22 protein-coding genes are annotated in these 26,325 nt (G+C 56.0%); 10 read left to right on the forward strand and 12 right to left on the reverse strand.

Translation table 11 applies throughout. From position 1 onward, the window contains the following. Positions 1–218 precede the first annotated feature (218 nt). Positions 219–1,049, forward strand: a complete 831-nt coding sequence (locus VF709_RS02485; RefSeq protein ID WP_038419981.1) for a mannosyl-3-phosphoglycerate phosphatase-related protein — start codon at positions 219–221, stop codon at positions 1,047–1,049. On the opposite strand, the gene dgcQ is transcribed toward VF709_RS02485, so the two are convergent. The 3 genes from dgcQ to VF709_RS02500 all read right to left on the reverse strand — a co-directional run bounded on the left by dgcQ (position 1,034) and on the right by VF709_RS02500 (position 3,989). After that, positions 1,034–2,734 (reverse strand): cellulose biosynthesis regulator diguanylate cyclase DgcQ, encoded by a 1,701-nt coding sequence (dgcQ, locus tag VF709_RS02490; protein WP_038419982.1) that lies wholly within the window; start codon positions 2,732–2,734, stop codon positions 1,034–1,036. The two genes, VF709_RS02485 and dgcQ, sit on opposite strands and share 16 nt — an antisense overlap. A gap of 73 nt (positions 2,735–2,807) precedes the next feature. Then, positions 2,808–2,990, reverse strand: a complete 183-nt coding sequence (locus VF709_RS02495) for a YodC family protein (protein WP_013097745.1) — start codon at positions 2,988–2,990, stop codon at positions 2,808–2,810. Between the two features lie 78 nt (positions 2,991–3,068). After that, positions 3,069–3,989: a DUF808 domain-containing protein gene (locus tag VF709_RS02500; protein WP_172645256.1), complete on the reverse strand. Its 921-nt coding sequence runs from the start codon at positions 3,987–3,989 to the stop codon at positions 3,069–3,071. 169 nt (positions 3,990–4,158) lie between these two features. On the opposite strand from VF709_RS02500, the gene yedA reads away from it, so the two are divergent. Next, on the forward strand, positions 4,159–5,073 hold the full coding sequence (gene yedA, locus VF709_RS02505; RefSeq protein WP_149896263.1) for a drug/metabolite exporter YedA: 915 nt from the start codon (positions 4,159–4,161) through the stop codon (positions 5,071–5,073). Here the strand turns inward: yedA and VF709_RS02510 are convergent. From VF709_RS02510 to drpB, 4 genes are all read right to left on the reverse strand, one after another. Next, a complete protein-coding gene (locus VF709_RS02510) occupies positions 5,033–5,536 on the reverse strand; it encodes a very short patch repair endonuclease (RefSeq protein WP_038979677.1) in 504 nt (167 codons plus the stop codon). The genes yedA and VF709_RS02510 overlap by 41 nt on opposite strands. Beyond that, on the reverse strand, positions 5,517–6,932 hold the full coding sequence (locus VF709_RS02515; RefSeq protein WP_149896262.1) for a DNA cytosine methyltransferase: 1,416 nt from the start codon (positions 6,930–6,932) through the stop codon (positions 5,517–5,519). Before VF709_RS02515 ends, VF709_RS02510 begins: the two co-directional genes overlap by 20 nt. Positions 6,933–6,993: 61 nt before the next feature. Beyond that, positions 6,994–7,695: a phosphohydrolase gene (locus tag VF709_RS02520; RefSeq protein ID WP_108452976.1), complete on the reverse strand. Its 702-nt coding sequence runs from the start codon at positions 7,693–7,695 to the stop codon at positions 6,994–6,996. Between the two features lie 51 nt (positions 7,696–7,746). Next, complete coding sequence (gene drpB / locus VF709_RS02525) at positions 7,747–8,016, reverse strand: cell division protein DrpB (RefSeq protein ID WP_013097751.1); 270 nt, start codon at positions 8,014–8,016, stop codon at positions 7,747–7,749. A gap of 432 nt (positions 8,017–8,448) precedes the next feature. Here drpB and ompC point away from each other — a divergent pair, with 432 nt between their 5' ends. After that, positions 8,449–9,606, forward strand: a complete 1,158-nt coding sequence (gene ompC / locus VF709_RS02530) for a porin OmpC (protein ID WP_013097752.1) — start codon at positions 8,449–8,451, stop codon at positions 9,604–9,606. A gap of 56 nt (positions 9,607–9,662) precedes the next feature. On the opposite strand, the gene VF709_RS02535 is transcribed toward ompC, so the two are convergent. Then, complete coding sequence (locus VF709_RS02535) at positions 9,663–10,526, reverse strand: N-acetylmuramic acid 6-phosphate etherase (RefSeq protein WP_038419993.1); 864 nt, start codon at positions 10,524–10,526, stop codon at positions 9,663–9,665. A gap of 164 nt (positions 10,527–10,690) precedes the next feature. Between VF709_RS02535 and VF709_RS02540 the strand changes: the two genes are divergently transcribed. Continuing rightward, a complete protein-coding gene (locus VF709_RS02540; RefSeq protein WP_149896261.1) occupies positions 10,691–12,307 on the forward strand; it encodes a sensor histidine kinase in 1,617 nt (538 codons plus the stop codon). Then, entirely contained in the window at positions 12,304–13,023 is a 720-nt protein-coding gene (gene dcuR / locus VF709_RS02545) for a two-component system response regulator DcuR (protein ID WP_013097755.1), read from the forward strand. The genes VF709_RS02540 and dcuR overlap by 4 nt, the downstream gene beginning before the upstream one ends. Here the strand turns inward: dcuR and VF709_RS02550 are convergent. Then, positions 13,004–13,966 (reverse strand): FAD:protein FMN transferase, encoded by a 963-nt coding sequence (locus VF709_RS02550; RefSeq protein ID WP_149896260.1) that lies wholly within the window; start codon positions 13,964–13,966, stop codon positions 13,004–13,006. The genes dcuR and VF709_RS02550 overlap by 20 nt on opposite strands. A gap of 94 nt (positions 13,967–14,060) precedes the next feature. Then, positions 14,061–16,841: a flavocytochrome c gene (locus VF709_RS02555; protein WP_062728809.1), complete on the reverse strand. Its 2,781-nt coding sequence runs from the start codon at positions 16,839–16,841 to the stop codon at positions 14,061–14,063. Between the two features lie 608 nt (positions 16,842–17,449). Between VF709_RS02555 and VF709_RS02560 the strand changes: the two genes are divergently transcribed. Further along, the gene (locus VF709_RS02560; RefSeq protein WP_440230851.1) at positions 17,450–18,958 is read left to right on the forward strand and encodes an anion permease; all 1,509 of its coding nucleotides are present in this window, start codon (positions 17,450–17,452) and stop codon (positions 18,956–18,958) included. A 52-nt stretch (positions 18,959–19,010) separates the two neighbouring features. Further along, on the forward strand, positions 19,011–20,660 hold the full coding sequence (fumA, locus tag VF709_RS02565) for a class I fumarate hydratase FumA (RefSeq protein WP_020687590.1): 1,650 nt from the start codon (positions 19,011–19,013) through the stop codon (positions 20,658–20,660). Here fumA and VF709_RS02570 read toward each other — a convergent pair. Further along, positions 20,649–21,551, reverse strand: coding sequence for a LysR family transcriptional regulator (locus tag VF709_RS02570; RefSeq protein WP_040020097.1), 903 nt, complete (start codon positions 21,549–21,551; stop codon positions 20,649–20,651). The two genes, fumA and VF709_RS02570, sit on opposite strands and share 12 nt — an antisense overlap. 94 nt (positions 21,552–21,645) lie before the next feature. On the opposite strand from VF709_RS02570, the gene VF709_RS02575 reads away from it, so the two are divergent. The 3 genes from VF709_RS02575 (at position 21,646) to VF709_RS02585 (ending at position 25,376) form a co-directional block, all read left to right on the forward strand. Further along, positions 21,646–22,944, forward strand: coding sequence for a serine hydrolase domain-containing protein (locus VF709_RS02575; RefSeq protein ID WP_062728810.1), 1,299 nt, complete (start codon positions 21,646–21,648; stop codon positions 22,942–22,944). Between the two features lie 340 nt (positions 22,945–23,284). After that, the gene (locus tag VF709_RS02580; RefSeq protein WP_045292556.1) at positions 23,285–24,583 is read left to right on the forward strand and encodes an MFS transporter; all 1,299 of its coding nucleotides are present in this window, start codon (positions 23,285–23,287) and stop codon (positions 24,581–24,583) included. 1 nt (position 24,584) lies between these two features. Then, positions 24,585–25,376: a substrate-binding domain-containing protein gene (locus tag VF709_RS02585; protein WP_440230852.1), complete on the forward strand. Its 792-nt coding sequence runs from the start codon at positions 24,585–24,587 to the stop codon at positions 25,374–25,376. Here VF709_RS02585 and VF709_RS02590 read toward each other — a convergent pair. After that, positions 25,348–26,250: a LysR family transcriptional regulator gene (locus tag VF709_RS02590; RefSeq protein WP_062728812.1), complete on the reverse strand. Its 903-nt coding sequence runs from the start codon at positions 26,248–26,250 to the stop codon at positions 25,348–25,350. The two genes, VF709_RS02585 and VF709_RS02590, sit on opposite strands and share 29 nt — an antisense overlap. Positions 26,251–26,325 lie beyond the last annotated feature (75 nt).

Here is a 26,325-nt window from a genome sequence, read left to right on the forward strand (position 1 = left end):
AGAAGCACTTGAAAATTCGTTACACCAGGAAATCTGATGTAGTCGAAACACTATCCTCAACGATTTTGCCTGACAAGCATATATTCTCGTGGCGAATATTATATTTTTTAAACGTGAATTTTTGTTATGAGCAGCAAGGTACGTCGAATGCGGGTTTGGCGGGATCGGTTCCGCACGTTTCCCTTCCGACAGTCCTATTTTTTTAGGAATATTCTTAGATGAAGCGCTATTCGCAATCGGGAGCTGCACGGCCTTCCCTGCAGGACACCCTGCTGGTTTTTTCCGACCTGGATGGTTCGTTGCTGGATATTCATACCTACGCCTGGCAGCCGGCAATGCCCTGGCTGGATAAGCTGCAGGATTTTCAGGTACCGCTCATTCTGTGCAGCAGCAAAACCGCAGCGGAGATGCAGGATATTCAGCAGGATCTGGGCCTCGAGGGGTTACCCTTTATTGCCGAAAACGGCGCAGTCATCCAGCCCGATGTCCGTTGGGAAAAGGCGCAGCGCCATACTATGGGAATGCTCCACCGCGACATTCGCCCGTACATCGAGCAAATCCGCCTGCAGGCAGGGTATAAATTCACCACCTTTGACGATGTCGATGACCGGGTGATCGGCGAATGGACGGGGCTGAGCCGCTATCGTTCCACGCTTGCGCGTAAACATGAAGCCTCTGTCACGCTCATCTGGCGCGACACCGATGAGAAAATGGTGCAGTTTGAAGAGGAGCTGGCGCAGCGCGGTCTGAAATGCCTGCAGGGTGCCCGCTTCTGGCACATTCTGGACGCCTGCTGCGGGAAGGACGTGGCGGTGAACTGGCTGATTGCGCAGTATCGCGAACAGGAAGGCATCATGCCCACGACGCTCGGGCTGGGCGATGGTCCGAATGATGCGCCCCTGCTCGACAGCGTCGACTTCGCGGTGGTGATCAAGGGCATTAACCGCCAGGGCATCACGCTGCGCGACGATAACCCTGCCCGGGTGTATCACACGCAGCAATCAGGACCGGCGGGCTGGCATGAAGGGCTGGATCACTTCTTGTCCTGATCGTTCCACACCACCTGGTTGCGGCCGCGCTGTTTTGCCAGATACAGCCGGGCATCCGCTATCGACTGCAGTTGTTCGAAGTCATAATTCCCCTTCTCCTGCGCGCAGCTGACCCCCATCGACGCGCTGATACGCAACGTCGTACTCTTTTTCACCAGGAGCTCTTTGCTGTCGATGCGTGAGCGTATGCGTTCCGCCACCGCTCTCGCCTCCTCCAGCCCGATACCCGGCAGGACCACGCAAAACTCTTCCCCGCCCACGCGCCCGGCAACGTCGTTCTTACGCAGGGCGCTGGCAATCAGCCCCGCCGCATGGGACAGCACCTTATCTCCGGCCTGATGGCCGAAGCGGTCGTTGATGCTTTTAAAATAATCGAGATCGATCTGCACCACCGAGAACGGCAGCGACTGCGCCTGACATTGCCCGGCCAGCGCTTTTGCCCGCTCGAACAGCGCCCCACGGTTATGGAGGCGGGTGAGCGGATCGTGCCAGGCCTGCCACTGCAACGAGTGCTGGAGCGTGTACATGTTGCTGACCATCCGGCGGATCACCAGCCAGGAGATCAGCAGCATGGCGGTGAAGAGCGCCCACAGGAGCGCCAGCACGATACTGATGCTGCCGAAGTCGCCTTTTACCCCTTCATGCAGGGTATGCACCCGCAGGATAACCCCGTCAAAATGGTCGAGCCGCTCCCAGCTGACAAAACGGCTGCCGAGCCGGATCCCGCCGCCGGTATTGTTCTCAATAGCATGCGCAATCTGTGCCGTTTCACGCTCATCAAAATGGTTGGCCTCGCTTGTAGACGCTTCAGAAGAGGCAATCATATTGAGCCGGGTATCATACAGCTGATATTCACCCTCGGCGTGGTCATCCGTCGCGTCGGCCAGCATCCGTTTCATGGTATTGAGAGAAAAATCCATCGCCACCACGCCGTACCAGTAATGGTCAAAATAGATGGGTACGCTTGCGGTGATCATGCGCTCGTTGCCCGTCCAGGTTGACGGCGAAGTGATAAACCACAACACCGCGCGCGCACGGTTGTTACGTTCCGTTTGCTGCGTAAACCAGGGCTGGGTCACCAGATGGTAATAGCGCGGGATAATATCGGCAGTCTTTGTCGCTGTCTCCGTGGAGAGGTAAAACCCGGCGCGGGAGACATAGACCACCCGTTCTTCGCTGCGCATGACCGGTGAGGCCAGCCTGAGCAAATAGCCCACTTCAAGCGCAGCAGACACTTCATTATCGAGAAGTTCATCGTCGCGATTAAGCAGCGTGGTCTTTTCAACAAAGGCATCCGATACGCCGTTGATGGGCAGCGTACGTTTTGTATCCACGGCAAGTTGCCAGAAAGGACGAGACCGGTCTGCATTGAAGCGTGTCACCGCTGCACGCAGGACATCAAACGCCAGCGGCGTCTGGAGCGCATCGCGCATGCTCTGGCGAAAAAAAAGCAGTTTGTCCACGCTGAACTGAAGCTGTCTGTCCAGCGACGTGGCCACCGTTTCCAGATGGTTACGCTGGCTTGAGATATAGGCATCTTCCAGCACCACCACTTCACGCCAGGTGAGGAGGGTCGAAAAAACCAGTACCACCAGAAAACAGAGATTAACAATCGCACCTGGATTGCTACGCTTATGCAGCCATTGCAGAAAAGTTCGTCTTACAACAAAGGTATCACGCTGCACACATACTCCCTGATCGCTTCCTTACACCCGATACTTGATATAAAAACGCCCGGCAAGGCCGGGCGTTAAGTGATTAAGCCTTGTCACGCTTTTGCCGCCCGTCACCCGGCTGAAGCTCATCTTCACGAAACGCTTCCCGCTTGATGCTGTAACCGTCATGCCACCGACACTCCACCATTCCGCTGGAATAGCCGGTGACAATCATACGTGGGCCGCCCTTCTTAGGCTTAACTTCATCACTGACCAAAAAGACCATACCTGCCTCCTGTATCAGGGTGAAACTGTTTCAATTTAGACGAGGAATGGCCTTTTTGCATCCTGGCGCGGGTAACAATTAGTGCGCCGTACCGCGCAGCTTTTCAACCAGCTTCACTGCGGCGACCACGATACTGCCCACAATTAAGCCCAGCACCAGATTAAGCAGCGTAGGCAAAATGGCCGCCACCACGGCGCCCTGCTGTGCAGCAAAATGTTCTATCGCATGGTGCAGCGGCGCAATACCGTGTACCACAATCCCACCGCCGACAAGGAACATCGCCAGCGTCCCCACCACGGAAAGACTCTTCATCAACCACGGGGCGAGCACCAGCAGGCTTTTACCAATCCCTTTCGCTACCGCGCTCGATTTCGCTTCCAGCCAGAGGCCAATGTCGTCGAGTTTAACGATAAGCCCCACCAGGCCGTAAACCCCCACCGTCACGAGAATGGCGATCCCGGAGAGGATCAGCACCTGATTCAGCAGCGGCGATTCAGACACGATACCCAGGGTAATAGCCACAATCTCCGCCGACAGAATAAAGTCGGTACGAACGGCGCCCTTGATTTTATCGCGTTCGAAAGTTTTTGGATCCTGTGCCGCCAGCGCTTCCAGACGCTGCTGGCGCATTTCTGGCGTGTCGTGCTTCTTCCTCGCGGCGAAGGAGTGCAGCACCTTCTCTACCCCTTCAAAGCATAAAAATGCGCCGCCAATCATCAGCAGCGGCGTAATCGCCCAAGGGATAAAGGCGCTGATCAGCAGCGCCAGCGGCACCAGAATCACCTTGTTGAGGAATGAGCCTTTCGCCACGCCCCATACTACCGGCAACTCGCGGTTAGCCCGCACCCCGCTTACCTGTTGCGCATTTAACGATAAATCATCCCCCAGAACCCCTGCTGTTTTCTTCGCCGCCAGTTTTCCCATAACGGAAATATCGTCCAGCAAGGTGGCAATATCGTCCAGCAATGTTAATAAGCTACTTCCCGCCAAAATGACTATCCTTCTTTTTTTGCTAATTAAGTGAATAGTATGGAACAAAACCGCACACCCGGAAACAGGCACATTGCGTCAACAAAAATTTCACAGCAACTACACAATTAAAGGGCTCGCCAGCCCGGTAGTTTTGGCGTTTACTATGAGCGAACTTTTTATTTCGTCGTGAGGGACTATGCGTTTTCGGCACTTACTACCGCTCATGGGGGCGCTCTTTTCGCTGTATATCATCTGGGGGTCAACCTACTTCGTCATTCGCATTGGGGTGGAAAGCTGGCCTCCGCTGATGATGGCGGGTATCCGTTTTCTCTCGGCTGGCGTCCTGCTGATGGCCTTCCTGCTGCTGCGCGGACATAAACTCCCTCCGCTGCGCCCGATGCTGAATGCGGCGCTGATTGGCCTGCTGCTGCTGGCCGTGGGCAACGGCTTTGTCACGGTTGCTGAACATCAGAACGTGCCCTCCGGCATCGCGGCGGTGGTGGTCGCCACCGTCCCGCTGTTCACGCTCTGCTTTAGCCGTCTTTTCGGCATTCGCACCCGCAAGCTGGAATGGCTGGGGATTGGAATTGGGCTCGCCGGGATCATTCTGCTCAACAGCGGCGGTAACCTGAGCGGTAACCCGTGGGGGGCCGTCATTATCCTTATCGGATCCATGAGCTGGGCGTTTGGCTCCGTCTACGGTTCGCGTATTGAGCTGCCGTCCGGCATGATGGCAGGCGCCATTGAGATGCTTGCCGCAGGCATTGTGCTGCTGATTGCCTCCACGCTGACGGGCGAAACGCTGACAACCATGCCGGATCTGTCTGGCTTCCTCGCCGTGGGTTATCTGGCGCTGTTTGGCTCCATCATTGCCATTAATGCGTACATGTTCCTCATCCGCAACGTCTCTCCGGCGGTCGCCACCAGTTACGCCTACGTTAACCCGGTGGTTGCCGTGCTGCTGGGTACGGGACTCGGCGGTGAAACGCTGTCGCCGGTTGAATGGCTGGCGCTGGGCGTAATTGTGTTTGCCGTGGTGCTGGTCACGCTGGGGAAATACCTGCTGCCCGCTAAGCCTGAGGTGGTGCCGTGTCAGGTGGAGAAACCGTAAACGGATGAATACCCTGAGTGTCGATCTGCGCGGTCTGACCGCCGCCGCAGATCCACTCTTCCAGCCGTTCGGTCAGATCCCGATCGTTCAGCTTCAGTCTGCCGCGTAGCGCACACTCCCACACCACCAGCACCCGCCATCCCTGTTCGACAAGCGTTCCGATATCCCGCCGATCGCGCTGGACGTTTTTGCCAATCTTCTCCAGCCAGAAATCGGTGCGCGTCGCCGGGACTTTAAACAGATAGCAGTCGTGACGGTGCCAGAAGCAGCCGTGGGTAAAGATAATGCACTCATAGGCATCAATGACGAAATCAGGACGCCCGGCAAGTGCGGCATCCTGCACCCGAAAGTCAAAGCCTGCCTCGGTCAGTAGCCCGGCGAGGCGTTTCTCAATCGCCGTATCACGCGTGCCGATGGCACGCATGTTTTTACTGCGCGTCGCCTTATTGTGCACATCCGTCATTGACGGCCTCACTCTGGCGCAGGGCAACCGCCTGTTTAATGCGTGAGGACAGCAGTTTCGCCACCGCCGCAAAGGCGGGCACCACCACCGAGTTGCCAAACTGTCGGTAGGCCTGCGTATCAGAGACCGGAATGCGGAAGCTGTACTCCTGCGGCGTCTCAAACCCCATAAGCCGCGCGCACTCGCGTGGGGTTAAGCGACGAGGACGATGACGCTGGTTCTCAGGGTTATCAAAGTCTTTCTCGCCCAGCGCTTTGTCCCAGCCACGATCGATCAGGATCTCCGCACCGTCTTTGTAATAGCGCGCGGACAAGGTGCGGGTGACACAGTGCGGATCGTTCGGGTTGACCAGGCCAAAACCAAAACCGTTGCCTTTTGCCTGATGCTTTTTGGCATAGCGATAGAGGTACTTCCACAGCACCGGGGTGAGGATAAATTTCGCGTCGACGGCGGGCTCAAGAAGATCGGCGACGGACGGACGGCGCGCCGGATAGAGCGACGGGATATCCCGCAGGGTAAAATCACCTTTCAGGTTGAGATCGCGGCGGAACCCGACCAGCACAATACGTTCCCGGTGCTGGGGCAGGAAGTGTTTCCCGTCAATGATTTTCGGATCATCGGCACCCATATCCTGGGAGTCCGCCACGTCGTAGCCCAGCTCATCCAGCGTCTGCATAATAATGCGGAAGGTTTTGCCGCCGTCATGACTCTTTAAATTCTTGACGTTTTCCAGCACAAAAATGGCCGGACGGCGGGCATCGATAATACGGGCGACATCAAAAAACAGGGTTCCCTGCGTATCGCAGGCAAAACCGTGGGCACGTCCGAGGGCATTTTTCTTCGATACCCCGGCGAGCGAGAATGGCTGACACGGGAAGCCCGCCAGCAGTACGTCATGCGCCGGGATGTTCTGGCGAATATGCTCTGCCGCCTCTTCATCGCTCACGCCGCTTTTATGGCTCAGCGTGACATCGCGGATATCCGCGTTGAACTGATGCGCGTCCGGGTCACAATACCAGTTGGCTTTATAGGTGCGGACCGCGTGTTTGTTCCACTCGCTGGTGAAGACGCACTGTCCGCCGATGGCTTCAAATCCGTGTCGAATGCCCCCGATACCGGCAAACAGATCGATAAAGCGGAAGGCATAATGGGGATGGGCGGCGGAAGGACGCGGAAGCAATGTTTGCAGATAACGAAACTCGCCGTCGCTCAGGCGATGCCCTGCCCGCTCGCTGGTGATAAGTCTCTTAATGATTGCCGGGCTCCAGTGGCCCTCACCGTGTGCCATGAGCTGGCTGGCGAGGGTTTTGGCATCATAGATATCCAGCAGCTGGCGCAGCAGCGCCTGCACCGTTGCCGTTGATTTCTCAGCCTGCTCAGGTGCGGGCTCACTCACTGATCGATTTTCCTGCATTCTTTTAACCGGACAATAAAGACTGGAAACAGATTACCACAGTTCAACGGTGCAAACTGCGACGGAAGCGGCTCAGTACCTGGCTATCCAGCCCCAGGCAGTCACCCTGTAATTCGGCACTCAGTTTTGCCATAAACTGGATGAGAAAATCGGCGTTGTGGCGTGCCAGCTCGCGCCCCATTTCTGTTTGCATTGTATCAGGCAGGCGCAGCAGCTTGGTCTGAAAATGGTCGAGGGCAAACGCCCGGTCATCAGGGGTTCGCGCGTCAGCAAAGGGATCGTGTGCGTCAAAAAGCGGCACGCCCAGCGCCCCCGAAACGGCAAACACGCGCGCCAGGCCAATTGCCCCTAACGCTTCCAGCCGGTCAGCGTCCTGCACAATTTTCGCTTCCAGACTCTGCGGCGCGATCCCGGCGCTGAAGCTGTGCGCCTCAATAGCATGCGCCACGGCGTCATAATGCGCGGGGGGAAAGTCCGGGAAGTCGCGATGCAGGATCTCACGCGTTTTACGCGCTGCCAGCCGGGATGACTGGCCGCGTTCAGGATGGTTTTTCGGCAGGCTGACAATATCGTGGAAATAGCAGGCGGTCAGGATCACCAGCGGCTCGACCGCCTGGTTAGCCATGATTTTTTGCGCCGTCATCCAGACGCGACGAAAGTGCGAAATATCATGCGCGGTGTCGTCGGTGGTGTGGTTTTCCCCGAGCCAGCGCTCAAAACGTTGCTGCCACTGCGTAAGTTCCATCATCACGTCCTGTTGTTAAAATGGTTACAATAGCAACTTTCCCGGACGCTATCACGAGTTGTCCTGACGGGGACGGGTGTACCACGCAATCCCGCCCAGGATCAGGCCGACCGTGCCCAGCACCAGAAACCCCAGCAATGCCCCAAGCCATTTGCCGCTGGTCGACCCCAAATCCCCCTCCACTGCCGCATTCGGCAGCGACGGTATTTTACTGATGACCCAAACATACCGGGCCATCGCCCAGACAAAGTAACCGCAAAAAGCGTAAAACACCCACAGGGCCAGTTTGCCTCCCAGGCTGCGTTCGATTTTTCGTTCCATCTTACACTCCACGGTCACTGCCGTACCGTTTGCACATGCTTACTCTGGTTTTGTGATAATCGTCACATTTTGGCATTAAACCCTGTGCTGTGTGAAGGTTTCTGACGCTCAGTTTGCCTTAAGTTGATCCTGGGCAAGGTTACAGAAGAGGACGACTGGTGAGTGTTTAATTCGGAGAAATATAATTAATGCTAATAATAGAATTTATAAAATAACCACGAAAAATACTTAACAATAATTAACCAATATATATTTCAAACTATAATTCACGAGAAAAATAAAGCGACACTTAGAAATATTTAGTAATATTTTTACCCATTTAATTACATTTATTATTGAACTTAAACCCCCTTTCCTGGAATAGTATCGACGCTGTAGTTGCGGAGCGTGATTACATATATTCATATAAATTATCTCTAAAGGGAATATATAATGAAAAGAAAAGTATTGGCCATTCTTGTACCCGCGTTATTAATGGCTGGCGCAGCAAATGCCGCTGAGATGTACAATAAAGACGGTAATAAAGTTGACCTGTACGGTAAAGTCGATGCACGTCATACCTTCTCTGACAACCCTGGCGACGATGGCGATGAAACCTATGTGCAGGTTGGCTTCAAAGGTGAAACCCAGATCACCAACGATCTGATCGGTTACGGCCAGTGGGAATATAAAACCTACGCAAATAATACTGAGTCCGCCGGTGATAAATCCTTTAACCGTCTGGCCTATGCGGGTCTGAAATATGGCGAATACGGTTCATTTGATTATGGCCGTAATTATGGTGTCGTCTATGATGTAGAAGCCTGGACCGATATGCTGCCGGTATTTGGTGGTGATTCCTACACCTGGACTGATAACTTTATGAATGGCCGTGCTAACGGTCTGGCGACCTACCGTAATACGGATTTCTTTGGTCTGGTTGAAGGTCTGAATTTTGCGCTGCAATATCAAGGCGCGAATGAAGGTCAGGACGCGACAGAAGATCAGGAAGGAACCAAAAATGGTCATGACGACGTGCGTTTCCAGAATGGCGACGGCTTCGGTATGTCTACCACCTATGATTTCGATTTCGGCCTGAGCCTGGGTGCGGCATATTCTTCCTCTGATCGTAGCAACAAACAAGAAGGTTACGGTGAGAAATACAGCGCTCGTTACGCGGGCGGTAAAACAGCAGAAGCATGGACTCTGGGTGCGAAATATGATGCTAACAACATCTATCTGGCGATGATGTATGCTGAAACTCGCAATATGACGCCATATGGTGATTATGGAATCGCGGATCAAACTCAGAACTTCGAAGCAGTAGCACAATATCAGTTCGACTTCGGTCTGCGTCCATCCCTGGCATGGGTTTACTCTAAGGGTAAAGACATGACTTACCCAGGTAACCGCAGTAATCCTCAGGGCCAGCACGGTGATGTTGATCTCGTGAACTATATCGATGTTGGCATGACCTACACTTTCAATAAAAACTTCTCCACCTATGTTGATTACAAAATCAACCTGCTGGATAACGATGATCGCTTCTACGAAGCCAATGGCATCTCCACCGATGACATCGTTGGCGTAGGCATGACCTACCAGTTCTAATCCCCCAAAACACCAAAGGCCGCAATCGCGGCCTTTTTTTATTCCTGCGCTCTCTATTACGGCGCTTCCTGCAACGCCACCCGAATGAACCCGTTGTTCTGCGCAAGCAACTCATGCGCTTTCCAGGCATCCAGCCCGGTCAGCACCATCAGCACCGCCGTTTTGCAGTTATGGTTACAGCTCTCCAGCGCGGCTTTTGCTACCGCTCGGGTGCATCCCCCCGCTTCCATCACTATCGCGATTTGCCGTTCAGCCCACTGGGTGCTGCTCGCCTCCAAATCCACGCGCAGGTTGCTGTAAACCCGCCCGGTGCGGACGGCCAGCCCGGTGGTCACCATAGAGAGGATCATTTTCTGCGCAATGGCCGCTTTGGTATTCAGATACCCGGCAACCACATCCGGGCCCAGCTCTGGCGCAATCACCATACTTGCCAGCTGAGCCGCTTCGCTTTGCGCATTATCGGTAATCACCGCCACCGGTGAACCGAGCGACCACGCATGCCGCATGGCGCCCCAGACCCACGGCGTTTTTCCGCTTACGGTGACCGCCAGCATCATATCGTGCTCGCCAAAGTTAATCGCCTGCAGGTCGGCAACGCCGCGCTCGTAGCTTGTCGCATCGTCGTCCGCCGTGATGGCAATCACCGGGGTTTTACCCGGGGCATACTCATCCGCCGCCTGTTTCGCCACACAGCCGGACGACCCCGCGCCAACCATAACCAGACGCCCCCCGTGGCTCAGGGTCGCGGCGGCGTTATCCACCACACGGGCAATAATGGGTAAAAAAGGGGTGATTGCAGCGGAGATAAGTGCATCATCCTGGTGAATGACTTTCAGCATGTCCAGCGTGGACAATCTATCGATATTCATCGTGCTGGCGTGCCGTCTTTCCTTGACCGAACCGGTAAGCATAATGCTCATAAACAGCCTCCTTATTATGAGTACCCACACACTATAAAGTGTTTTATATGGATGACATGCGAGGAGGGTCACGAAAAGCGGAGCAAATGCATGCTTTTACACAGCTTTAAGAAAAGCGCGTCATCGGCGATAATTACCCCTTTCTTCTTCATCGCGGAGTGTTGATGAGCGATTTGCAGCCCTTTCCCCAGACGCGCAAGCGCCCCATGAAACTGAACACGCTGGTCACGTTGATGGTGTGCGCGATCATCGCCTCTGTGCTGCTGCTGGTCTTTGCGCTCTATTCAGTGCAGATCACCCGGGCAACCCGCGATGACGTCAAAGATACGGCGCTGGGTATTGCCCGAACGCTGGCGAACAGCCCGGAGATCCAGCGCGGCCTGATGCAACCGCCGCAAGCCGATATCATCCAGCCCATCGCCCAGGGCGTTACAAAACGCAACGACCTGCTGCTGACCGTGGTCACCGACATGCGCGGTATTCGCTATTCGCACCCGAACGAAGCGCTGATTGGCCTGCATTTTATCGGCGACGATCTGAACCCGGCGCTGGAAGGGAAAGAGAACGTCTCCGTTAACCGGGGCGCGCTCGCGGAAGCCCTTCGCGTATTTACGCCCGTGTATGACAGCCAGAACGAGCAGATCGGCGTGGTGGTGGTCGGCATCTCGCTAAAAAAAGTGGAAGACCAGATCGCCCGCGGGCGACTCAACGCCGTCTGGACCATTTTGTTCAGTATCTTTATGAGCTCCATGGCGATCTGGGGACTGGTTCGCGTTCTGAAACGCATCCTGTTCGGGCTGGAGCCGTATGAAATCTCCGCGCTTTTTGAGCAACGGCAGGCGATGCTGCAGTCGCTGCGCGAAGGAGTGTTAGCGGTCGATATTCATGGCCGCGTGACGATGATAAACCACACCGCCAGAGAGATATTGCTCCTGCCCTCCGGCAAGCAGACCGAAAACGCCAGCGCGCCCCTGCTGGCCAGCCTGCGTGAGGTGTCAAAGACGGGCATCGCGCGTCAGGATCAGGAGATCAGCTGCAACGGACGGCTGCTGCTGTGCAACATGGTGCCGGTGAAAAGCCAGGAGCGGGTGATAGGTGCCATCACCACCTTCCGCGATAAAACCGAAATCAGCCAGCTAATGCAGCGCATCGACGGCATGGTGAATTACGTCGACGCCCTGCGCGCCCACACGCACGAGTTTATGAACAAACTGCACGTGATCCTGGGCCTGCTGCATATCAAGCGCTACGACAAGCTGGAAGAGTACATCCTGCAGACCGCGCACAATTATCAGACGGACATTGGCGCCATCCAGAGCAAGGTGAAATCCCCGGTGATTGCCGGGTTCCTGCTGGGTAAAATCAACCGGGCGAAAGAAGCGGGGATCACCCTCACCCTGGCGGATGAGTGCCAGATACCGGATACCGCCAACGAAGAGCAGGTCGCGGTGCTGGTCACCGTGCTCGGAAACTTGATTGAAAACGCACTGGACGCAATGGAGGGCCAGCCGGAAGGCGAAATCACCCTGCTGCTGCACTATCAGAATGGCTGGCTCAGCTGTGAAGTCAGCGATGACGGCCCGGGAATTGATCCCGCCCAGCTGGAGACTATTTTTACTAAAGGCTTCTCAACAAAAGGTGAAAACCGGGGCGTTGGGCTGTTCCTTGCCCGCCAGCAAATTCAGAACCTGGGCGGTGATATCACCGTCGAATCTGAACCTGGCGTATTTACCCAATTTTTTGTTCACATCCCCTGGGATAGCGAGAGGAATATCGCGTGATAAATGTATTAATTGTCGATGATGACGCCATGGTAGCCGACCTCAACCGTCTGTATGTTAACCGTGTTGAAGGCTTTAGCTGCTGCGGCGTCGCCTCCACGCTGAACCAGGCCGAGGCCATTATTAACAACCCTGCCCAGCCGGTTGATCTGGTGCTGCTGGATGTCTACATGCAGCAGGATAACGGGCTGGATCTGCTGCCGGTGATCCGCGCCTCCGGTCGCCCGATCGATGTCATTATGATCTCTTCGGCTGCGGACGCCGCGACAATCCAGACCTCTATCCATTACGGCGTGGTGGATTATCTGATTAAACCGTTCCAGTTCCCGCGCTTTGAAGAGGCGCTGAACGGCTGGAAGGCAAAGCACAGCCTGATGGGCTCGCACCAGTATTATGAGCAGGCGGACGTCGACAGGCTGATCCACGGCGGGGCGCCGGAGCTGGCAGACAGCAAAAAGCTGCCAAAAGGGTTAACGCCGCAAACGCTGCGCACTATCTGCCAGTGGATTGACGCTCACCCGGAGACCGAGTTTTCTACCGATGACCTGGCCAGTGCGGTGAATATCTCGCGCGTCTCCTGCCGCAAATATCTGATCTGGCTGGCGCAAATCAATATTCTGTTCACCAGCATTCACTATGGCGCTACCGGGCGCCCGGTATATCGTTACCGTCTCCAGCCCGAGCAGACAGGCCTGCTCAAACAGTACTGTCAGTAATGCGGTAACTATTATCCAGTAAAGTAAAGCGGAAGTGGTGCGCTGAAGAGAGCACCACTTCTTTTGTTTTGGTCACAAAGATCGCTTCAATATCAGGTCGCGCACGCAGTACCGCACAGCCTTTCTCCACGCCCATGCCGTACATCAGCGTGGTCCAGATATCCCCGTCGATGGAATCGTTTGAAATGATGGTCACGCTGTCCAGTTCGTTATCCAGCGGATACCCGGTACGCGGGTCAAGGATATGGTGGTAGCGCCTGCCGTTTTGTTCAAAGTAGCGTTCATAGGTTCCCGACGTCACCACGGAGCGGTTCTCTACCGTCATCGCGCCAATCAGCCCATCACCCGCAAACGGTTTTTTAAGCCCCACGCTCCAGCCCCCCTCCGGCGAGCCCAGCGTCTGGATATTGCCCCCGAGGTTGATCAGCCCGAGTTCAGCGCCCTCTTTGCGCAGATAATCCCGCACCCTGTCGGCGATATAGCCTTTGGCGATGGCGCCCAGGTCGATCTCCATCCCTTTTTGGATCAAAAAGACGCTACTGCTGGCCTCATCCAGCAGCACATCCTCAGGACGGGTAATCGCCAGCAAGGCGGCGATGTCTTCGGCGGGCGGCACGCTGTCGCCGCGAAAGCCGATTTTCCACCGTTTCACCAGCGGGCCAATCGCCAGGTTAAACGCGCTGTCCTTGAGCAGACTCGCCGCTTTTGCGCAGCGGATCAGCTCGAACACCGGACGGCTGACGCTGACGGGCCGCTGCCCCGCCGCATGGTTGATTTCCATAACTTCAGAGTGCGCGCGGTTAACGGTAAGCAGATCTTCGTACTGTTTGATTAAGCGAAATACGCGGGACGCGAGGGCTTCGTCATGGGAAAAGAGTTTGAGGAGAATGGGCGATCCCATCAGGACGGCGGAATAATTGTAAACGCGATGGTCATCAGGCATAGCATGAGTCCTCAGATGTAGCCCCGGCAAGCACCGCGCCGCCGGGGAAAATGCCGGATAACGCTGCGCGTATCCGGCATACAACACAGGGGTCTTACTGCTTTTTCGAACGCATAGCCGCCTGATGTCCTGCAAGCGTACCAAAAATAATGATATCTGCCACCGCGTTACCGCCGATACGGTTACCGCCGTGGATCCCGCCGACCACTTCACCGGCCGCAAACGCCCCTGGCAGCACGTTGTGGTTGCTGTCCAGCACGCAGGTTTCGGTGTTGATGGTCACGCCGCCCATGGTGTGGTGCACGCCCGGCGCAATCTGAATGGCATAGAACGGCCCTTCGTTGATGGGCGCACGCAGCGCGGTGGTACGGCCAAAATCATCGTCATGCTGTTTTTCAACAAAGCCGTTGTAGCGCTCAAGGGTCGCCAGGAAAGCGTGGTAATCCATACCCAGCGCCTCGGCCAGGGCTTTTGGCGAGCTGGCGCTGGTCACAAAGCCTTTGGCGATGTACTCATCCGCCGCTTTGTTTTTGGCACGAACGTGCTCGTCAAAGACGATATACGCGTATTTCTCCGGCAGTGCGATGATTGACGCCGAGACTTTATCGCGAGTTTCCATCTCATTGAAGAAACGGTTCCCCTGCTGGTTCACCAGAATCGCTCCGCCGCCGCGAATGGATTCGGAAATCAGGTACGAGGTTTTCTGCTCAACGGTTGGGTGGATCTGGATCTCGCCCATATCTACCGTACCGGCACCGATGCGTTCCAGCAGCCCGATACCGCCGCCGGTTGCCCCTTTGTGGTTGGTGGTGACAAAACCTTCCAGGTCAGGGCGGTATTTCACCACCATCTGGCTGTTGGCGCTGAAGCCACCGGTGGCGACAATGACGCTTTTAGTGGTCACGGTGAGGGTTTCGTTCTCTTCTGTGGTCAGACGCACGCCGGTGACTTCGCCGTTTTCGAACAGGATCTCGCTGACGGACGTATCAAGCATTACGTCGATGTTGCGTTTGTTGACGTTACGCACCAGGCCGCTGATCAGATAGCCGCCTACCGCAGAGCCGTCTTTTGGACGGTGCGTACGGTCAATGCTCATCCCGCCGGTGGTGGTGATGTCATTCAGCATAATGCCGCGGGTTGCCAGCCATTCAATCGCCTGAGGCGCATTCTCCACGAAGCGGCGCAGCAGTTCCGGGTTGTTCTTGTTACCGCCCCCTTTCAGGCTCTCCTGGTAGAACAGCTCTTTGCTGTCCTGGATCCCTTTCACCCGCTGGAAGCGCGTCTCGGCGGCATTCATCCCGGCAGAAGCTTTGATGGTGTTCCCGCCGATGGTTGGCATCTTCTCAACGATCAGCACGCTCGCGCCTTCATCGTGGGCCTGAATGGCTGCGGCCAGACCGGCACCGCCGCTACCCACTACCACCACATCCACGCTGCGGGTCGCGTTCGGGTCAGCGCCCTCTTCTGCCGCCAGCGCTTTGCTGGATTTCAGCATCGCTTTAGAGACCGCTTTTTTCACCGCTTCACTCTGGCTGGTTGCACCCGTGATGGCATCCACGTGCGGGGTGTTGGCGTCCAGAATGCGGGTGCGGATCTCTTCAAAGCTGGTGACAAACTCAACGTCTTCGCTCGGGCCAGACGCCAGCGCAATATCGGCGATGCGATCGGTTTCCAGACTGACGTTGATTACCAGTTCGTTAACATCGTCCTGCACCTTCTCAGTGAACATGCCTGGCTTGAATTTTGATTCGCCCATGCTCATATCGCGGATCATCGCTTCCACCAGCGAGAAGCGCCACAGTGGTTCAGGAATGCTCAGCTCTTCGCGTTTGGTGCTGTCCATAAACAGCTCCAGGCTTTCACCGGCTGCGATCCGGTCAGTCCAGTCCGGGTAAGCGATGGTAGCGCGCCCCACGGCAATCAGGTCGTAACCGCTATCCAGCGCCTCGTTAACGTCTGCGGCATTCACCACGCCGCCGACACCCATCACCGGAACCTGAGCCAGGGTTTCAGAGCGCATGGCGCAATATTTTTTGATGAGCGGGGTTGGGTCCTGCGTGTCGACAATGGAAGGACGCAGGGTCGCCCCTACGGAGAAGTGCAGATAATCCACACCGCGCGCCGCCAGTTTTTCCAGCAGGTACATGGTGTCTTCAAAGCGGATACCCGGGACTTCCAGCTCTTCAGGGGAGAAACGGTAGCCAATAATGAACGCGTCGTCCGCGTACTGGCGCACCATTTTGTGCGTGATATCCAGCACCGCCAGCGGGAATTTAGCGCGGTTATCGCGGCTGCCGCCCCACTCGTCGTCGCGCTGGTTAGAGTTCGGGGAGTAGAACTGCTGAATCAGGTAGGTATTTGCGCCGTGAATTTCAACCCCGTCGAAACCAGCCTGGATAGCGCGGCGAACGGCTTCACCAAACTTGCCGATCATGCCTTCCACTTCTTCACCGGTCAGGGCAACCGGCGTGGCGGCCCCATCACGCGGCGCGGCAACGGCGCTTGGGCCAACCGGCATGCGGCCACCGATCAGTTTTGGATCGACCATACGGCCGCCGTGGTAGATCTGCAGCAGGGCTTTCGAGCCTTTGGATTTAATGGCGTCCGCGATTTTCGCCAGCCCGGCGATTTTCTCGTCGTTATCGATACCAATCGCGCCGGGGAACGCAAGGCCGAGATCATCGATAAAGCAGCATTCAACAATAATGGTACCAATGCTGCCGGAACGGGCCCGATAGTACTCCACCAGCTCGCTGGTGACCGTGCCGTCGTAATAGCCGGTACAGGTGGTCATGGGTGCCATTAACAAACGGTTTTTCAGCTCAGTGCCATTCGGTAATGTGAAGGGGCTCAGAATACGTTCGTTAGTGCTCATAATTGAAACTCCAAACTTTAAAAATTAAGAATTCGTTATCGGATTGATTTTTTATTTCGTCGTTATTTGCCGATGTCATGATATTAATATAATGATTTTTTTAGTTTCTAAAGTTATTACGTTAGTTAAAAAACTATTTAATCCCTGCGATAACACAAATAACACATTGGTGTTAGCGATTGTAATTTAGCCATTCACAATAATTTAAAATTCGTTAAATAACCAATGGTAAAACCATTTCTCCAAAAACCAATAAAACCCATACAAATCAATCATATAAAAATTATCAAAATTCGACATTGTTACAGAAATGATAAATTGAACTCATAATATACGTAATACCCACATACGCCAGAGTGGTTATTAATAAAAGCATAAAAATACCGCTGCAATTCTCTTTTTTTGATCGCGATCAATAGTTATGGCATCCAAAAGCGCAATATAAAAACATCATCAATTTTTAATTTAGCGCAAACCAAAATGCGTTAAATCGCTATTACTGAAAATACAAATCAGCACCTTTAATAACTAAAAAAAGCAAAGAAACTTAAGAAAGCAATTTTGTTTTTCAGTGCGACCGAATTTTTGACAACTTAAGACGTGAAACTATGAATACAAAAACTGCTGTAACGCCCCCTGTGGCGAACCAGGCATCAAATGGGAAAGCAAAACGACTGCTGATGATGGCATTGCCCGTTATCGTCGCCGTCCTGCTGCTGTTTGTTCCGGTACCAGAAGGACTGCCGCCTTATGCGTGGCACTACTTCGCGATCTTTGTCGGCGTGATCGTCGGCTTAATCTTCGAACCGCTGCCGGGCGCGGTGATCGGTCTGACTGGCGTGGTGGCGATTGCGCTGTGCAGCCAGTGGGTGCTGTTCAGCCCTGAACAGCTGGCCGACCCGAAATTCAAGCTGGCGGGTGCCTCCTTTAAGTGGGCCGTGAGCGGGTTTGGTAACTCGACTGTGTGGCTGATCTTCGGCGCCTTCATGTTCGCCGCGGGCTATGATAAAACCCGCTTCGGCCACCGTCTGGCGCTGATTCTGGTGAAATATCTCGGCCGTCGCAGCCTGACGCTCGGTTATGCCATCACCTTCGCGGACCTGCTGCTGGCACCGTTTACGCCGTCCAACACCGCACGTAGCGGCGGGACCATCTACCCGATCATCGCTAACCTGCCGCCGCTGTATGGCTCAAAACCAAACGACCCAAGCGCGCGTAAAATTGGTTCGTACCTGATGTGGGTGGCGATCACCGCGGCCTGTATCACCAGCTCGATGTTCCTCTCCGCCCTGGCGCCGAACCTGCTGGCACTGGCGCTGGTGAAAAGCACGGTAGGGATTGATATCTCCTGGGGTACCTGGTTCCTCGCCTTCCTGCCGCTGGGCATCCTGCTGATTCTGACCATGCCGCTGCTGGCCTACTGGTTCTACCCACCAGAAGTCAAAGTGAATAATGAAGTACCGCTGTGGGCAACCCGTGAACTGGAAAAACTGGGCAAACTGTCCCGCAATGAAATTCTGCTGCTGGTGTTCGTGTGCTGTGCGCTGCTGATGTGGATCTTCGCCGCCGCGTGGATTGAACCAGCCATGGCTGCCCTGCTGATTGTGGGTCTGATGCTGTGGACCGGCGTGCTGGAGTGGAACGATATCACCGGCAACAAAGCCGCGTGGAACACCTTTGTCTGGTTCGCCACCCTGGTCGCGCTGGCAGATGCCCTCTCCTCTACCGGCTTTATCAACTGGCTGGGTAAAGAAGGCGGTCTGTTAATGAGCGGTATCTCGCCGGGCGTTGCCACCATCGTGCTGCTGCTGGCGTTCTACCTGCTGCACTACCTGTTTGCCAGCACCACCGCGCACACCACCGCGCTGCTGCCGGCGATGCTGACCATCGCCTCCACCATTCCGGGCATGAATATGGAAGTCTTCGTCCTGCTGATGGTGACCTCGCTGGGTGTGATGGGGATCATCACCCCGTACGGTACCGGCCCAAGCCCGATTTACTACGGTAGTGGCTACCTGCCAACCAAAGACTACTGGCGCCTGGGCACTATCTTCGGTGCCATCTTCCTGGCGGCCCTGCTGCTGATTGGTTATCCGTGGATGTCCATGATGTTCTGATTCCTGACCGCCGGACTTCTCCTCCGGCGGTTTTATTTTTCTGGAGCAAGCTATGTCAAACAAACCGTTTTTTTATCAAAACCCCTTCCCACTCGCGCACGACGACACCGAATATTATCTGCTGACCAAAGAGCACGTCTCCGTTGCCGAGTTCGACGGTCAGGAAGTCCTGAAAGTCGAGCCAGAGGCGCTGACGCTGCTGGCGCAGCAGGCGTTCCACGATGCTGCGTTTATGCTGCGTCCTTCCCATCAGAAGCAGGTCGCCGCCATTCTTAACGATCCGGAAGCGAGCCAGAACGATAAGTACGTTGCCCTGCAGTTCCTGCGTAACTCTGAAATCGCCGCTAAAGGCGTGCTGCCAACCTGCCAGGATACCGGCACAGCGATCATCATGGGTAAAAAAGGCCAGCGCGTCTGGACCGGCGGTGGCGATGAAGCCGCGCTGAGTCAGGGGGTGTACAACACCTACATCGAAGACAACCTGCGCTACTCCCAGAACGCGGCGCTGGATATGTATAAAGAGGTGAACACCGGCACCAACCTGCCTGCGCAGATCGACCTCTACAGCGTCGACGGCGACGAGTACAAATTCCTCTGCATGGCGAAAGGCGGCGGTTCAGCCAACAAAACCTACCTCTATCAGGAAACCAAAGCGCTGATCACCCCGGCGAAGCTGAAAAACTATCTGGTGGAGAAAATGCGTACCCTGGGTACCGCGGCCTGTCCGCCTTACCATATTGCCTTCGTGATTGGCGGAACCTCCGCGGAAGCGACGCTGAAAACGGTGAAGCTGGCCTCCACCCGCTACTACGACGCCCTGCCTACCGAGGGGAACGAGCACGGCCAGGCGTTCCGCGATGTTCAGCTCGAACAGGAACTGCTCCAGGAAGCGCAGAACCTGGGTCTGGGTGCGCAGTTTGGTGGTAAATACTTCGCTCACGATATCCGCGTGATCCGCCTGCCGCGCCACGGTGCCTCCTGCCCAATCGGCATGGGTGTCTCCTGCTCCGCAGACCGTAACATCAAAGCGAAAATCAACCGCGACGGGATCTGGATTGAAAAACTGGAACACAACCCGGGTCAGTACATTCCTGAATCGCTGCGCCAGCAGGGCGAAGGCGACGTGGTCAGCATCAACCTCAACAAGCCGATGAACGAGATCCTGGCGCAGCTTTCCGCGCACCCGGTCTCTACCCGCCTGTCGCTGAACGGCACCATCATCGTGGCGCGTGATATCGCCCACGCGAAGCTGAAAGAGCTGCTCGACAACGGCGAGGAACTGCCGCAGTACGTTAAAGACCATCCGATTTACTACGCGGGCCCGGCCAAAACACCGGAAGGTTATGCCTCCGGCTCCCTCGGCCCAACCACTGCGGGCCGCATGGACTCGTATGTGGATTTACTGCAGTCCCACGGCGCGAGCATGATCATGCTGGCCAAAGGCAACCGCAGCCAGCAGGTGACGGATGCCTGCCACAAACACGGCGGCTTCTACCTGGGCAGCATCGGCGGCCCGGCGGCGGTACTGGCGCAAAACAGCATCAAGAGCCTGGAGTGCGTGGCGTACCCGGAACTGGGAATGGAAGCCATCTGGAAAATCGAAGTGGAGAACTTCCCGGCGTTTATCCTGGTGGATGACAAAGGTAACGACTTCTTCCAGCAGATCCAGAACAAACAGTGCCAGGGATGTTCACAGCGCTGAGCGTTTCCATAGTGCCGGCAGCCGCGACAACGTTTGATTGATCCTCTCACGCTTGTCGCTGCCCGGCTTCCAGATAGTGACCATCGTCTGACTTATCCCCTGGCTGCCCACTTCGGTGGGCAGCCTTTTTACGTTTTTCCACTGCGTCGCATGAAGATGGGTCGGCAAAAAGCCCCAGCCACAGCCCTGTTCCAGCAGGCCGCGCAGCATCTCAATTTCATTAGTGAAAAGGGTATGCCCGGCAATTTGCAGACGACGGGCAACCGGTTCATCTGACGCGGCATGCATAACCACCTGCGGAACCAGAGAGAGATCGAGCAGCGAAACCGGCGTGGCAACCTTCGCAAAAAGCGCGTCTGCGGCGTAAAAATCCATGTCGATGGCTCCCAGAGCCCGCCACTCCATCTCATTACCCACGCTGCGGTTGCGCGCCTGGCAGATACCTAAATCCGCCTCTCCGCTCGCCAGCAGGGCTTCGGCCTCGTCACGCGACGCGCTGGTCAGGCTCAGGCGTATTTTTTGTGCCGCCATCTCTGCAATCAGCGCCTGCAGAAAAGCCCGGGGAGTGAACGGATCGTAAACAAGAGCAATGTCCTGCGTCGCGCTGTCCGGCACCGCTCTGGCAAAGGCCTCAAAGGCTTTCACCTGACGCATCAGCAGGTGCGCCTGTCGCTGAAGCTGTTCCCCTTCAGGCGTTAGCCGCACGCTGCGTCCCTCGCGCAGGAACAGGGCATAACCCAGCCCGTCCTCAAGAAAATCGATCAGATCGCGCAGGGTCGTACGGTCTTTACCGAGCTTAATGGCCGCCTTCATCAGGCTGCCGTGCTCTGCCACCGCGGTAAACGCCTCCAGCTGGGCAAATGAATAGACCATCGCCTGCTCTCCCTTCATTCCGTTTTTCGGGGGAATTTCCCCCATAACCCGTTTTTTATTATAGGGCGCGGCTTCTTAAACTGAAGTCCTTCCTGAACCAAACGAGATAAACATGAAAAACAAAACGTTAAACCGCAGCCTGCTCGCCGCACTGGTGGTCAGCAGCCTCTTATCCCCTGCCGTTATGGCTGCCTGTCATGGCACCGACCTCAACCAGTGTCCTGCACCGTTTGACGCAACCCTTCCCGACACGCACAGCATGCTCACCTGGAGTCAGGCGGATCGCGTGGTGGGCTTTCGTAACGACTATCGCAACTACGCGGGCGATGTTTTCCGCCACGGAAAGGCCACACCGCTGCTGGCAGCAGAGAAACCGCTTACCGACGCCCGGTATCAGGTTAATGGCAAGACCTATACCCTCCAGGATTACGTGAAGCGCCAGAACGTCAGCGGCATGCTGGTGCTGAAGGACGGCAAAATTGCATGGAAATATCTGGGTGAAGGCAATACCGATTCCACGCTCTGGACATCACGTTCGGTGGGGAAATCCGTGGTCTCTGCGCTGGTCGGGGTCGCCCTTAAAGAGGGCAAAATCCACTCCCTTGACGATCTTATCACCCGCTACGAACCCGATTTAAAAGGCACGGCGTGGGATGGCGTGACGCTGAGACAGCTGATCACTCACACCTCTGGCGTGGCGTGGAACGAAGACTACACCAACCCACAGTCTGATTTCGCACAGCTTACCGAATGCGAAGCGAAGCCGGGCACCTACGACTGCGTGCGTAAGCTGGTGAAGGGGTTACATCGGGAACACCCGGCCGGAGAGAACTGGTCCTATTCATCGGGTGGCGCGTGGCTGCTGGGTGACGTGCTGGAGCGCGCCACCGGTATGACGCTGGCGGCGTACCTGGAGAAAAGCATCTGGCAGCCGTACGGGATGGCGAACGACGGCGTATGGCATGCCTACCGTAAAGGTGAGCACGATGTCGGCGCGCACGGCTTTAACGCCACGCTGGAAGACTGGGGCCGCTTCGGCGAATTTATCCTGCATAACGGTACGCTCCCTTCGGGCAAACAGATCCTGCCTGACGGCTGGGTAAAAGAGTCGTCAGACTGGACGCAGGCGAAAGGTTCCGTCTCAGACGCGCATCCGAAAGGGTTGTACGGCTATCAGTGGTGGAATAACGAGGTGCCCGCCACGGCAAAAGACGTTAAGCCCGCGCCAGAGGATTCCCTGAAAGATTCACTCTGGGCGCTGGGGATTTTTGGCCAGATGATTATGGTGAATCAAAAGGAAAACCTGGTGATCGTCCAGTGGTCCACCTGGCCGCAGGCGGAGCCGTCTTTCAGCGCCCAGCCGCTGGAAGCGTCGCTGATGTTTAGCGCGATTGCACAGGCGCTGCGCTGAATAGAGCGCTCTGCCAGTTTTGCCCGGCGGCGCTACGCTTGCACGGGCCTAAAAAATTCACAGGTCGGGTAAGCGAAGCGCCACCCGACAAGAGCAGCGGCTATTCTGCCCTTCTGCGCGATATCACAAAATGGCGATATCAGCCACTTAGCGAATTATGGTGAATGAAAAATCAATGAATTGTTAAGTTATTGTTAGGCATGTAAATCCCGGTCAACGTCCTGTCATTGATGTGCAGCACGCATCAGTCCATGCGTGATTTGCGCTTATTAATTTCCGTTTAATGCGCCAGTTTTCAGAAACAGACGGACAACACGTCAATAAAAAACTGGAGACGACCATGATTTCCTCAACCCCACCTGCAACCGTTCGCGCAAGAGCGGGCGCGATACTTCGCGTCACCTCGGGCAATTTCCTTGAGCAATTCGACTTCTTCCTGTTCGGGTTCTATGCCACCTACATCGCGCATACCTTCTTCCCGGCGAGCAGTGAGTTTGCCTCGCTGATGATGACCTTCGCCGTCTTTGGCGCTGGCTTCTTAATGCGCCCCATTGGCGCGATTGTCCTCGGGGCTTACATCGACAAGGTGGGTCGCCGTAAAGGGTTAATCACCACCCTGTCGATTATGGCGGCCGGAACCTTCCTGATTGTGCTGATCCCCTCTTATGAGAGCATCGGCCTGTGGGCGCCACTGCTGGTGCTGGCTGGACGCTTGCTGCAGGGCTTTTCCGCCGGGGCGGAGCTTGGCGGGGTGTCGGTCTACCTGGCTGAAATTGCCACGCCGGGTCGCAAAGGCTTCTTTACCAGCTGGCAATCCGGCAGCCAGCAGGTGGCGATTATGGTGGCCGCCGCAATGGGCTTTGCGCTGAACGCGATGCTGGAAGAGAGCGCCATCCGTGAATGGGGCTGGCGGATCCCGTTCCTGTTCGGCTGCCTGATTGTGCCGTTTATCTTCTTCCTGCGCCGCAAGCTGGAAGAGACCGAAGAGTTTCGCACCCGCCGTCACACGCTGGCGATGCGTCAGGTCTTTACCACCCTGCTGGCGAACTGGCCGGTTGTGGTCGCGGGCATGCTGATGGTCGCCATGACCACCACCGCGTTCTACCTGATCACCGTCTATGCGCCTACCTTCGGCAAAAAAGTGTTAATGCTCAGCGCCTCCGACAGCCTGCTGGTGACGCTGCTGGTGGCCATCTCCAACTTTATCTGGCTGCCGGTGGGCGGAGCCCTGTCGGACCGCTTCGGCCGTAAACCGGTGCTGGTTGCCATGACGCTGCTGGCGCTGGCAACCAGCTATCCGGCCCTGACGCTGCTGGCGCAGGCACCGAGCTTCTCCATGATGCTGAGCGTATTGCTGTGGCTCTCCTTCCTCTATGGCCTCTATAACGGCGCGATGATCCCGGCGCTGACGGAGATCATGCCGGTTGAAGTGCGTGTTGCCGGTTTCTCACTGGCGTATAGCCTTGCTACCGCGATCTTCGGCGGGTTTACACCGGTCATTTCAACGGCCCTGATTGAGTACACCGGTGATAAAGCCTCCCCGGGCTACTGGATGAGCTTCGCGGCGATCTGCGCGTTGCTGGCAACGCTTTATCTCTACCGTCGCAGCGCGATGAGTCTGCAAGTACAGAGAGGATAATATGCGCATATTTGTACGTTCAGGTCTGACCGGGCTGGTAATACTGGCGACCAGCGCAGGCGCGCTGGCCCAGGAGGTGACGGTCATGATTTCAGGCGGTTTTAAGGCCGCGCTGGAAAAACTCGCCCCCCAGTATGAAGCCCGGACGGGCGACCATATCGTGCTGATCCCGGGGCCGTCGATGGGACAGACGCCGCAGGCGATCCCCAACCGACTGGCGCGCGGTGAAAAAGCAGACGTGGTGATTATGGTGGGTGATGCACTGGCGCACCTGGCGAATGACCGGATGGTCAAAGAAGGCTCGCGCGTTGAACTGGCGGATTCGCCCATCGGCGTGGTGGTGAAAGCCGGCTCGCCGGTACCGGATATCGCGACCGATAGCGCGCTCAAACAGACTCTGCTTAGGGCCAGCACCATCGCCTATTCCGACAGCGCCAGCGGCCGGTATGTGCAAACAGAGCTCTTCAAAAAGCTGGGGATTGAAGCACAGGTAGAGGGCAAAGCGCATAAGGTGGAGCGCATACCGGTCGCCTCCGAGGTGGCAAAAGGGAAATACGCCGTGGGTTTCCAGCAGGTCAGCGAGTTGTTACCCGTGCCCGGCGTAACCTTTGTCGGCAAACTGCCGGATAACCTGCAGTACATCACCCGTTTTGCCGGCGCGGTCACCGCTCACGCGGAGCATCCTTCCGAAGGTAAAGCGCTGCTGGATTACCTCGCATCAGCAAACGCGCAGGAGACCATCACCGCCACCGGGATGATCCCCGTCACTCCGCCGCGCGATAACGCGCAGTAATGAGTGTTTCCAGCTCAGCGGCAATCCACGACTGAATACGCCCGCTGCGCCGGATCAGCCCGACAGTGCGTTTGACCTCGGGCTCGGTCAGCGGAATGTGCGTCAGGAAGGAGTGCTCAGAGTGTGGCATTGACATGGCGGGGACGGCAGCAATGCCAATCCCCGCCTCTACCATTCCCAGCATCGTGGTGACGTGGCGCGTCTCGCAGATCCCCGAGCGCTCCGGCTTAATATGGCCGAGCATCTGATCGAGCAGATTCCGGTTCCCCGATGTAATGTCCAGGCTGATGTAATCCTGCTGATAAAACGCCTGCCAGGTCAGACTCTTGCGTCCCGCCAGCGGATGATCGCGACGACACGCGGCGACGTATACATCCTCCACCAGAGGAATAAAGGTGAGATCTGGCTGCAGGCTCCTCGCAAAACAGATGCCAAAATCCGCCTGCCCGCTGGCCACCGCGTCAATGACGTTGCCCGCGCTGCTGTCGATAAGCTTGATGCGCACGCGCGGATAGCGGCGATGAAACTGGCGGATCACCTCCGGCATAAAATGGCAGGCCGCCGAAGGCACGGTGGCAACGGTAATTAGCCCGGTGCGCTCCTCGCTCACCTTGTCGATATCCGCCAGCATCGTTTCCACGTTTTCCAGAAGCTGCCCGCAGCGGTCGGCAAAGGTCTGCCCGAAGAGCGTCAGCGTCACGCGCCGGGTGGTTCTGTCGAACAGTTTCGCGCCGACGGCGGTCTCCAGCTTTTCAATGCGGCGGCTTAAGGCGGACTGGGAGAGGCAGATAGATTCTGCGGCAATACGGAAGTTACCGTACTCCACCAGCGCTCTGAAGGCATAAAGATCGTTGAGGTCGAAATTGACGGGCATAGATTCTGGCAATCCTTAGCGCTTTCTGGAAACTCGAATATTCATAATAGCGACTTATGAATCAGCGGCAACCTC

Source organism: Enterobacter sp. Lyrl_3, from assembly GCF_051948675.1.
GTDB classification, from domain to species: Bacteria; Pseudomonadota; Gammaproteobacteria; order Enterobacterales; family Enterobacteriaceae; genus Enterobacter; species Enterobacter cloacae.

Bases quoted from the DNA above. Each gene is read 5' to 3' on its own strand.
- VF709_RS02550 (WP_149896260.1), bottom strand. From the start codon at position 13,966: ATGCCTGATGACCATCGCGTTTACAATTATTCCGCCGTCCTGATGGGA.
- VF709_RS02495 (WP_013097745.1), bottom strand. From the start codon at position 2,990: ATGGTCTTTTTGGTCAGTGATGAAGTTAAGCCTAAGAAGGGCGGCCCA.
- VF709_RS02555 (WP_062728809.1), bottom strand. From the start codon at position 16,841: ATGAGCACTAACGAACGTATTCTGAGCCCCTTCACATTACCGAATGGC.
- VF709_RS02590 (WP_062728812.1), bottom strand. From the start codon at position 26,250: ATGCCCGTCAATTTCGACCTCAACGATCTTTATGCCTTCAGAGCGCTG.
- VF709_RS02510 (WP_038979677.1), bottom strand. From the start codon at position 5,536: ATGACGGATGTGCACAATAAGGCGACGCGCAGTAAAAACATGCGTGCC.
- VF709_RS02585 (WP_440230852.1), top strand. From the start codon at position 24,585: ATGCGCATATTTGTACGTTCAGGTCTGACCGGGCTGGTAATACTGGCG.
- VF709_RS02575 (WP_062728810.1), top strand. From the start codon at position 21,646: ATGAAAAACAAAACGTTAAACCGCAGCCTGCTCGCCGCACTGGTGGTC.
- VF709_RS02485 (WP_038419981.1), top strand. From the start codon at position 219: ATGAAGCGCTATTCGCAATCGGGAGCTGCACGGCCTTCCCTGCAGGAC.
- VF709_RS02560 (WP_440230851.1), top strand. From the start codon at position 17,450: ATGAATACAAAAACTGCTGTAACGCCCCCTGTGGCGAACCAGGCATCA.
- drpB (WP_013097751.1), bottom strand. From the start codon at position 8,016: ATGGAACGAAAAATCGAACGCAGCCTGGGAGGCAAACTGGCCCTGTGG.
- ompC (WP_013097752.1), top strand. From the start codon at position 8,449: ATGAAAAGAAAAGTATTGGCCATTCTTGTACCCGCGTTATTAATGGCT.
- VF709_RS02535 (WP_038419993.1), bottom strand. From the start codon at position 10,526: ATGAGCATTATGCTTACCGGTTCGGTCAAGGAAAGACGGCACGCCAGC.
- fumA (WP_020687590.1), top strand. From the start codon at position 19,011: ATGTCAAACAAACCGTTTTTTTATCAAAACCCCTTCCCACTCGCGCAC.
- VF709_RS02580 (WP_045292556.1), top strand. From the start codon at position 23,285: ATGATTTCCTCAACCCCACCTGCAACCGTTCGCGCAAGAGCGGGCGCG.
- yedA (WP_149896263.1), top strand. From the start codon at position 4,159: ATGCGTTTTCGGCACTTACTACCGCTCATGGGGGCGCTCTTTTCGCTG.
- VF709_RS02540 (WP_149896261.1), top strand. From the start codon at position 10,691: ATGAGCGATTTGCAGCCCTTTCCCCAGACGCGCAAGCGCCCCATGAAA.
- VF709_RS02520 (WP_108452976.1), bottom strand. From the start codon at position 7,695: ATGGAACTTACGCAGTGGCAGCAACGTTTTGAGCGCTGGCTCGGGGAA.
- VF709_RS02570 (WP_040020097.1), bottom strand. From the start codon at position 21,551: ATGAAGGGAGAGCAGGCGATGGTCTATTCATTTGCCCAGCTGGAGGCG.